General features: G+C 63.4%; 3 protein-coding genes and 2 pseudogenes. 4 read left to right on the top strand and 1 reads right to left on the bottom strand.

Going from position 1 to position 7707, the window contains the following annotated elements:
• A partial coding sequence (locus F6X61_RS21420) for a YdgA family protein (RefSeq protein ID WP_153788430.1) occupies window positions 1-1491 on the bottom strand: 1491 nt, incomplete at its 3' end.
• 528 nt (window positions 1492-2019) lie between these two features.
• Here F6X61_RS21420 and F6X61_RS21415 point away from each other — a divergent pair.
• The 4 genes and pseudogenes from F6X61_RS21415 (at window position 2020) to F6X61_RS27670 (ending at window position 7489) form a co-directional block, all read left to right on the top strand.
• The gene (locus F6X61_RS21415; RefSeq protein ID WP_153788429.1) at window positions 2020-3372 is read left to right on the top strand and encodes an APC family permease; all 1353 of its coding nucleotides are present in this window, start codon (window positions 2020-2022) and stop codon (window positions 3370-3372) included.
• A pseudogene (locus F6X61_RS27680) lies at window positions 3369-4700 on the top strand (HAMP domain-containing protein); the annotation flags it as partial. The gene F6X61_RS21415 and the pseudogene F6X61_RS27680, both read left to right, overlap by 4 nt.
• A 102-nt stretch (window positions 4701-4802) precedes the next feature.
• Window positions 4803-5558 (top strand): methyl-accepting chemotaxis protein, encoded by a 756-nt coding sequence (locus tag F6X61_RS27675; RefSeq protein WP_371923744.1) that lies wholly within the window; start codon window positions 4803-4805, stop codon window positions 5556-5558.
• A 195-nt stretch (window positions 5559-5753) separates the two neighbouring features.
• Window positions 5754-7489, top strand: a pseudogene (locus tag F6X61_RS27670) (phosphoethanolamine transferase CptA).
• The last annotated feature ends 218 nt before the right edge of the window (window positions 7490-7707 follow it).

Genomic DNA, 7707 nt, shown 5'->3' with positions numbered 1-7707 from the left:
CAGGTGGCCGCTGATCAGCATGGCGAACTCTTCGACGGTCATCTTCTTGCCGTTGAAGTCGACCATGCCATCGGCATACTTCAGGCTCGAAATCACGTCAGTGCCCTGCACCGTGGCCATGCCGCTCTGCACCGCCATCATGCCGACCATTTCACCGGCCTGGCTGGATTGCTGGGCGATGGCCTGCGCGTCGGTCTCGCCGCCCAGCAGTGCCTGCAGGGTGGCCAGGTCACCGACCATCGGCTTGGACACGCTCAGCTTGCTGTGCAGGCTGCTGACCAACTGCTTGCCCAACTGATCAGGCGGCAGGTCGAACGAGGTCGGGCTGGCGAAGTCCATTGCCAGGCTGAAGTGGCTCTCGCCGTTGGCAGTCTTGAACGACAGTTTCTCCAGTGCCAACTGCGGCTTGCCGGCCAGCATCTTTTGCAGATCGCCCTGGACCTTGGCCTGTTCTTCAGGGGTCATGTCGAACGACGGCAGTGCCTGCCCTTCGGCAGCCGCCTGCTGAACCTGCGGCGCCTTGGTCTGGTACCACTCCAGCAGCGCCTGCATGGCCGGAATGTCGATGGACTTCATGGTGAAGACCATCTCGCCGCTGCCCACCTTGCGCCCGGCATAGCTGATGTCGGCCACCTTGTACTCCAGGCGCCCGGCCAGCTTGTCCTTGGCTTCGCCTTCGGCGCTATACAGGTTGTTCTGCTGCAGCCCCTTGAGCACCAGCACCTGCTGATCGGCACCGCTGGTGACCTGCGTATCAGCCAGGGCCAGGTCGATGTTGCCGACGTAGATCATGTCGTGGTCGGTCTGGCTGAGCTTGCCGCCGACCTTGAAGCCGTTGAGCAGGATCTTCACCGGCGTTTCTTGTGCATCGGCGAAGTTCAGTTCCAGGCGATCGACATTGGCGTGAAATTCAGTGTCCTTGCCTTGGCGGTCAGTGCGCCCCAGCAGTTGCATGCCAGAGAAGTCCAGGACCTTTTCGCCATCCTGCTCGAGTTTGACCGGCGCCAGGCGAATATCGCTTTCGACATTGCCGTCATAGCCCACGCTGGACTGGACAGTGACCGGCACCTTGCCACCTGCCGCAGCGAACCACGGCGCGGTGAAATCGCCCTTTTCCAATGAGCCGTTGCTGGCGGCCATCACCGGCATCAGCTTGAATGCCTTGACCCGCGACCAAGGGAACGGGCCGTGCTCGATCTGGTCGAGCATGACGAACTCGAAGTCCAACTTCTCGACCTCGCCAGCTTCAAGGTCCTTGGCCTTAAGGCGGTAGTGTGCCGTGCTGGTGAAGAAATGCTGCTCCAGCGAATCCAGTTCGATGGACATGCTGAGGCCAGTGCCGGCCAGGGTTTTCTTCAGCTCTTGGTTAGCCTGGGTGATGGCGCGATCCAACTCCGCCGGCAGCTGTTTGCCGGTGTACCAGGCGCCAGCGGTGGTTGCGACGGCGATGGCGACGGCCAGGCCGGAAAGGATGCCTACTGATTTCTTCATGAATAGAACCGATTGCTGTCCATAGGGGGGGCTGCGCGTGGAAGCACGCGAGGACGCGCAGAATACCACTGTCGGGGTGACTGCATGGCACGGCAGTAGCACATAGACAGCCGAGGCACCGTGCCAACGCCCGCCCAGTCGTAAATATTTATAGACACGGAAATCCGCGCAAAACAGGTAAAACGCCAAAAAACGGCCGAAAACCCCTTTCAATGTAGATAAAAAACAACATGACCGAGCAGTCTGTCATGTTTAACTTGACACCCTAATGACCATCGTTTTTTATTTCACCCACCTTGCAAGCGCCCATTCCACGAAGAAGAACAATCGCGCCGCCATCATGCCCAAACGCCCCTGCCCGCACGCGCCGCCTTCCTCGTCCCGGCGCTTGAAGCCCTGACACCCGCGCCCTCTCCGCGCACTTCGCAGCTCCAACATAAAAGGTGAACAACATGGAGCCCACCCGCTCGACCTTGTCGTGCCCGCCGCACGCCGTGCCTGCCGTCCAACGCCAGGAGTACCGCGCGCATGCAGCCTGACCACCGCGCCACCGGCAACGGCCAGTTCCGTAAATCCCTGCGCCTCTGGCACGTGGTGATCATCGGCCTGGCCTACCTCACCCCGATGACCGTGTTCGACACCTTCGGCATCGTCTCCGGCATCACCGCCGGGCACGTGCCCAGTGCCTATATCCTGGCGCTGGCGGGCATCCTGTTCACCGCGGTGAGTTATGGCACCCTGGTGCGGCGTTTCCCGCAGTCCGGTTCGGCCTACACCTACACCCAACGCGCGATCAACCCGCACGTGGGTTTCCTGGTGGGCTGGTCGTCGCTGCTGGACTACCTGCTGCTGCCCATGGTCAACGCGCTGCTGGCCAAGCTGTACCTGTCGGCGATGTTCCCCGAGGTACCGGCATGGATGTGGGTGGCCGGCTTCGTCACCGTGATCAGCCTGATCAACATGCGCAGCATCAACCTGGTGGCGCATTTCAACCTGCTGTTCGTGCTCGTCCAGGTGGCGATCATGAGCGTGTTCGTCTACCTCTGCGTGCGTGGCCTGGATCAAGGAGAGGGCCTGGGCACCGCGTGGAGCCTGGTGCCGTTCGCCGACGAGCAGACCCAGTTCGCCGCCTTGGCCGCGGGTGCGACCATCCTGTGCTTCTCGTTCCTGGGCTTCGACGCGGTCACCTGCCTGTCGGAAGAAACCCGTAATCCAGGCAAGACCATCCCGCTGGCGATCTTCCTCACCGCGCTGATCGGCGGTGTGGTGTTCATCGGCGTGTCGTACTTCATCCAGGCCTACTTCCCGACCATGCAGCGTTTCCACGACCAGGAAGCGGCGCTGCCGGAAATCGCCCTGTATGTCGGCGGCAAGCTGTTCCAGTCGGTATTCATCGCCTGCACGGTGATCAACACCATCGCCTCGGGCCTGGCGTCGCAGACCAGCGTGTCGCGCCTTTTGTACGTGATGGGCCGCGACAAGGTGATCCCGGCCAGCGTGTTCGCCCGCTTGCACTCGCGCTACCAGACCCCGGTGCTGAACATCGCGATCGTCGGCCTGGTGGCGCTGTCGGCGATCTTCTTCGACCTGGTCACCGCCACGTCGATCATCAACTTCGGCGCGCTGGTGGCGTTCAGCTTCGTCAACCTCTCGGTGATCAACCACTGCTACCTGCGCGAGGGCAACCGCCAGGGACTGGCCAACACGATGAAGTACCTGGTGCTGCCGACCATCGGCTTCTGCATCATCGTTTCGCTGTGGCTGGACCTGAATGAACACTCGCTGTTGTTCGGCGGGGTCTGGGCTGCACTTGGCGTGCTGTACCTGGGCTGGCTGACCAAGGCCTTCCGGGTTGCACCACCGAACTACATCGCTGAATGAACCACACCCGACGCCCGCCTGACCGCGGGCGTTCTGTTTTGATCGAGAAGGAAAAGCTCATGTCGCTGCGCCGCCTCTCCATCCAGTGGAAGATCACCCTGCTCGCCGGTCTGTGCCTGCTGGCCATCGTCGCCCTGCTGGTGGCCACCTCGCTCACCCAGGCCCGGCGCAACGCCGAGCAGGTGTTCCAGGCCAACACCGAGCTGCTCGACCGCAGCGCCCGCCTGCGCCTGCAGGCCCACGGCGAAACCCAGGCGCTGCGCATCCAGCGCTACTTCATGGACGCCTACCAGTACGGCAACGGTTTCGCCCGCCTGGTGCAGGCGCTCAAGGCCCGGGGCGGCGCCGACCTGCGCAACCAGCTCAACCACGAAGCCCGCGCCGCACTGGCCGGCAACCCCGACCTGATCGGCCTGTACCTGGTGTTCCAGCCCAACGCCCTGGACCAGCGCGATGCCCAGTTCGTCGGCCAGGCCGATGCCGGCAGCAACGACAGCGGGCGCTTCTCGCTGTACTGGTCGCAAAGCAGCCCCGGCGCGCTGGAAACCGAGGCCATGCCCGAGTCAATGCTCGCCGACACCAGCATTGGCGCCAACGGCTCACCCTACAACCGCTGGCTGACCTGCCCGCTTCAAACTGCCAAGGCCTGCGTGCTCGACCCGTACTTCGACGAGATCAACGGCCAGAAAGTGCTGATGACCAGCATTGCCCTGCCGCTGCTCGAAGGCGGCAAGGTGGTGGGCGTGATCGGCCTGGACATCGGCCTGGACAACCTGCAGCAGCTGGCCCTGGCCGGGCGCCAGGAACTGTTCGACGGCCAGGGCCAGGTGAGCATCGTCAGCCCGGTTGGGCTGTTGGCCGGCCATAGCCAGGACGCCCGGCAACTGAGCCAGACCGTGGAGCAGGCCTTCGGCAGCGCCGCCAGCGCCTTTGCCGGCCCCCTGCGCGCCGGCCAGCCGGTCGAGCGCCTGGATGGCGGCATGATGCGCATCTCGCGCCCCTTCACCCCGATCCCTGGCGCCGCGCCCTGGCAGGTGCTGCTGGAACTGCCGGAGAGCGTCCTGCAAGCGCCGGCGGTAGCCCTCAACCAGCGCCTGGACGATCATAACCAGCGCGCCAACCTGACCAGCCTGCTGATCGGCCTGGGCGCTGCCGTACTGGGCCTGCTGCTGGTGTGGCTGACCGCCCGCGGCGTGACTCGGCCGATCCTGGCGGTGGCCGCGCGCCTGAAAGACATCGCCAGCGGCGAAGGCGACCTGACCCGGCGCCTGGACTACACCCGCGACGACGAGCTGGGGCAATTGACCGGCTGGTTCAACCGCTTCCTGGACAAACTGCAGCCGGTGATCGCCCAGCTCAAAGGCTCGGTGCAGGAAGCCCGCGGCACTGCCGACCAGTCATCGCTGATCGCCAGCCAGACCAGCACCGGCATGCAGCAGCAACACCGGGAGATCGAACAGGTGGCCACCGCCGCCAACGAAATGAGCGCCACCGCCCAGGACGTTGCGCATAACGCCGCGCAAGCCGCCCAGGCCGCACGCGGCGCCGACCAGGCCACCCGCGAAGGCCTGGCCCTGGTCGCGGCCACCCGCCAGGCCATCGACCATCTGGCCGGCGGCATGGATGCCGCCATGGAGCAGGCACGCTCGCTGGAGAGCCGTGGCGAGCAGATCGGCTCGGTACTCGAGGTGATCCGCGCCATTGCCGAGCAGACCAACCTGCTGGCACTCAACGCCGCCATCGAGGCCGCCCGCGCCGGCGAGGCCGGGCGTGGTTTCGCGGTGGTCGCCGACGAAGTGCGCAGCCTGGCCCAGCGTACCCAGGTGTCGGTGGAGGAAATCCGCCAGGTGATCGAAGGCCTGCAGCAGGGCACCCAGGACGTTGTCGGTGCCATGCACGGTGGCCAGCGCCAGGCCCGCGAGAGCGCCGCGCAGATGGAACAGACCCTGCCCGCCCTGCAACGCATCGACCAGGCGGTAACGGTGATCACCGACATGAACCTGCAAATTGCCTCCGCCGCCGAGCAGCAGAGCGCAGTGGCCGAGGAAGTGAATCGCAATGTCGCAGGGATTCGCGATGTGACCGAGTCGCTGTCCGGGCAGGCCGATGAGTCGGCACGGATCAGCCAGGCGCTCAACCGGCTGGCCAATCAGCAGCAGGCCTTGATGGAGCAGTTCCGCGTCTAGGAGCTGCTGCGCAATGAAACCTTGAGGGCCGCTCAGCGGCCCAGACAAGGTTTCTCGAGGCTTTCATTTCCTGTTGACGATCCTTTCACTTCACCTGCTCTAGCGTCGCCACCTTAAAACAGCCGCCAGCCTGATGGCGGCTATCTGGCTCCTGAGGCGCACGTGACCACCCCATCCTCCTCCGCTAAAAAACCCATGGACTGGGCAGGCCTCGGCTGGCTCCTGCTGTTTTTCTGGTATTTCTCCGGCGTCACCCAGGCGCTGTTGCTGTTCAGCGGCACTACCGGTTTTGCCGGGTTTCGCGACGCCTTCATCCTCAGCAGCCTGTGGCTGGCGCCGGTGCTGTTGCTGCCACGCCTGACCCGAGGGCTTGCGGCCGTCATCGGCCTGGTGCTGTGGGCCAGCTCGCTGGTGGGCCTGAGTTACTTCGGCATCTACCATCAGGAGTTCTCGCAGAGCGTGATCTTCGTGATGTTCGAGTCGAACACCGCCGAGGCCAGTGAGTATTTCAGCCAGTACTTCAGTGTTTCGCTGTGCCTGGCACTGCTGCTGTACACGGCAGTCGCGGTGCTGCTGTGGACCCGCATTCGCCCGGTTACCCTGCCCCTGCGCAGCCGCATCCCCGTGGTAGCCTTGCTGCTGATGTCGCTGCTGGTCCTGCCGTTCTACAAACAGCTTGTCACCCAGCAACGCACCTTTGCCGAAGCCCGGGAGAAGGTCGAACAGCGCATGGAGCCGGCAGTCCCCTGGCAGTTGGTGGTGGGCTACCGGCAATACCGCCAGCAGCTCGACAACATGCAGGCACTGCTGCAACAGAACGCCGCCCTGCCGCCACTGCAGAACCTGGCGGACAGCAACGGCGACACGCCGCGCACCCTGGTGCTGGTGCTGGGTGAATCCACCACCCGCGAACACATGCACCTGTATGGCTACAACCGCGACACCACGCCGAACCTGGACGCCCTGGCCGCCAGCGACAAGGGTCTGACCGTGTTCCGCAACGTGGTGTCGCCGCGCCCCTACACCATCGAAGTGATGCAGCAGATCCTCACTTTCGGCGACGAAGAGCACCCGGACCGCTTCCTGACCGATCCGTCGCTGATCAATCTGATGAAGCAGGCGGGCTACAAGACCTTCTGGATAACCAACCAGCAGACCATGACCAAGCGCAACACCATGCTCACCACCTTCTCCCAGCAGACGGACGAGCAGGTCTACCTGAACAACCAGCGAACCAGAACGCCAGCCAGTACGACGATGTGGTACTCGCCCCCTTCGAAAAAGCGCTGCAGGACCCGACGCAGAAGAACTTCATCATCATCCACCTGCTCGGCACCCACATGGATTACCGCTACCGCTATCCGGCAGACTACGAGCACTTCAAGGACAATGCCGGCGCCCCAGCGGTGCTTACACCGGACCAGGTGCAAACCTACAACTTCTATGACAACGCGGTGCGCTACAACGACTACGTGGTGTCGAGCCTGATAAAACGCTACGCGGCCACCACGCCGAACGGCTTCTTGCTGTACCTCTCCGACCATGGCGAGGATGTCTACAGCTCCGGCCAGCACGATCGCCTGGGGCGCAACGAAGGCGACCCGACAAGGCCGATGTACACCATCCCCTTCCTGCTCTGGACCTCGCCAAGCTGGCAGGCCAGCCACCCACGAGACCTGCAGGCGATGGCGTCGCGCCCTTACAGCAGCTCGCACCTGATCCACACTCTGTCCGACCTGGCCGGGCTCAGCTACGACCGCTACGAGCCCGCCAAGAGCCTGGTGAGCACGCAGTTCAGCCCCAGCCCACGCTGGATTGGCAACCCCTATGTCAAGAACGGCCTGCATGAGTTCGACCAACTGCCCGACAGCAAGGCGCAACCCGAGCAACGCACCGCATCCAGCGACGAGGTAAAGCCTGGTAAAGGCTGATAGAGGCAACGCCCATCAAAAAGCCGATACCCGAGCAATCAGGTATCGGCTTTTTTTGCTGTTGCCATGGCGATAGGGAGAACATTTTCCCGGCAGCGAGAACGAAAAAGCCCGCCATGAAGGCGGGCTTTTCGTACTGCAATATGGTGGGTCGTGTAGGATTCGAACCTACGACCAATTGGTTAAAAGCCAACTGCTCTACCAACTGAGCTAACGAC

It is taken from the genome of Pseudomonas sp. EMN2 (assembly GCF_009650555.1).
GTDB classification, from domain to species: Bacteria; Pseudomonadota; Gammaproteobacteria; order Pseudomonadales; family Pseudomonadaceae; genus Aquipseudomonas; species Aquipseudomonas sichuanensis.
The sequence above is the reverse complement of the archived record's forward strand: the minus strand, read 5'-3'. Positions and strand labels throughout refer to the sequence as shown.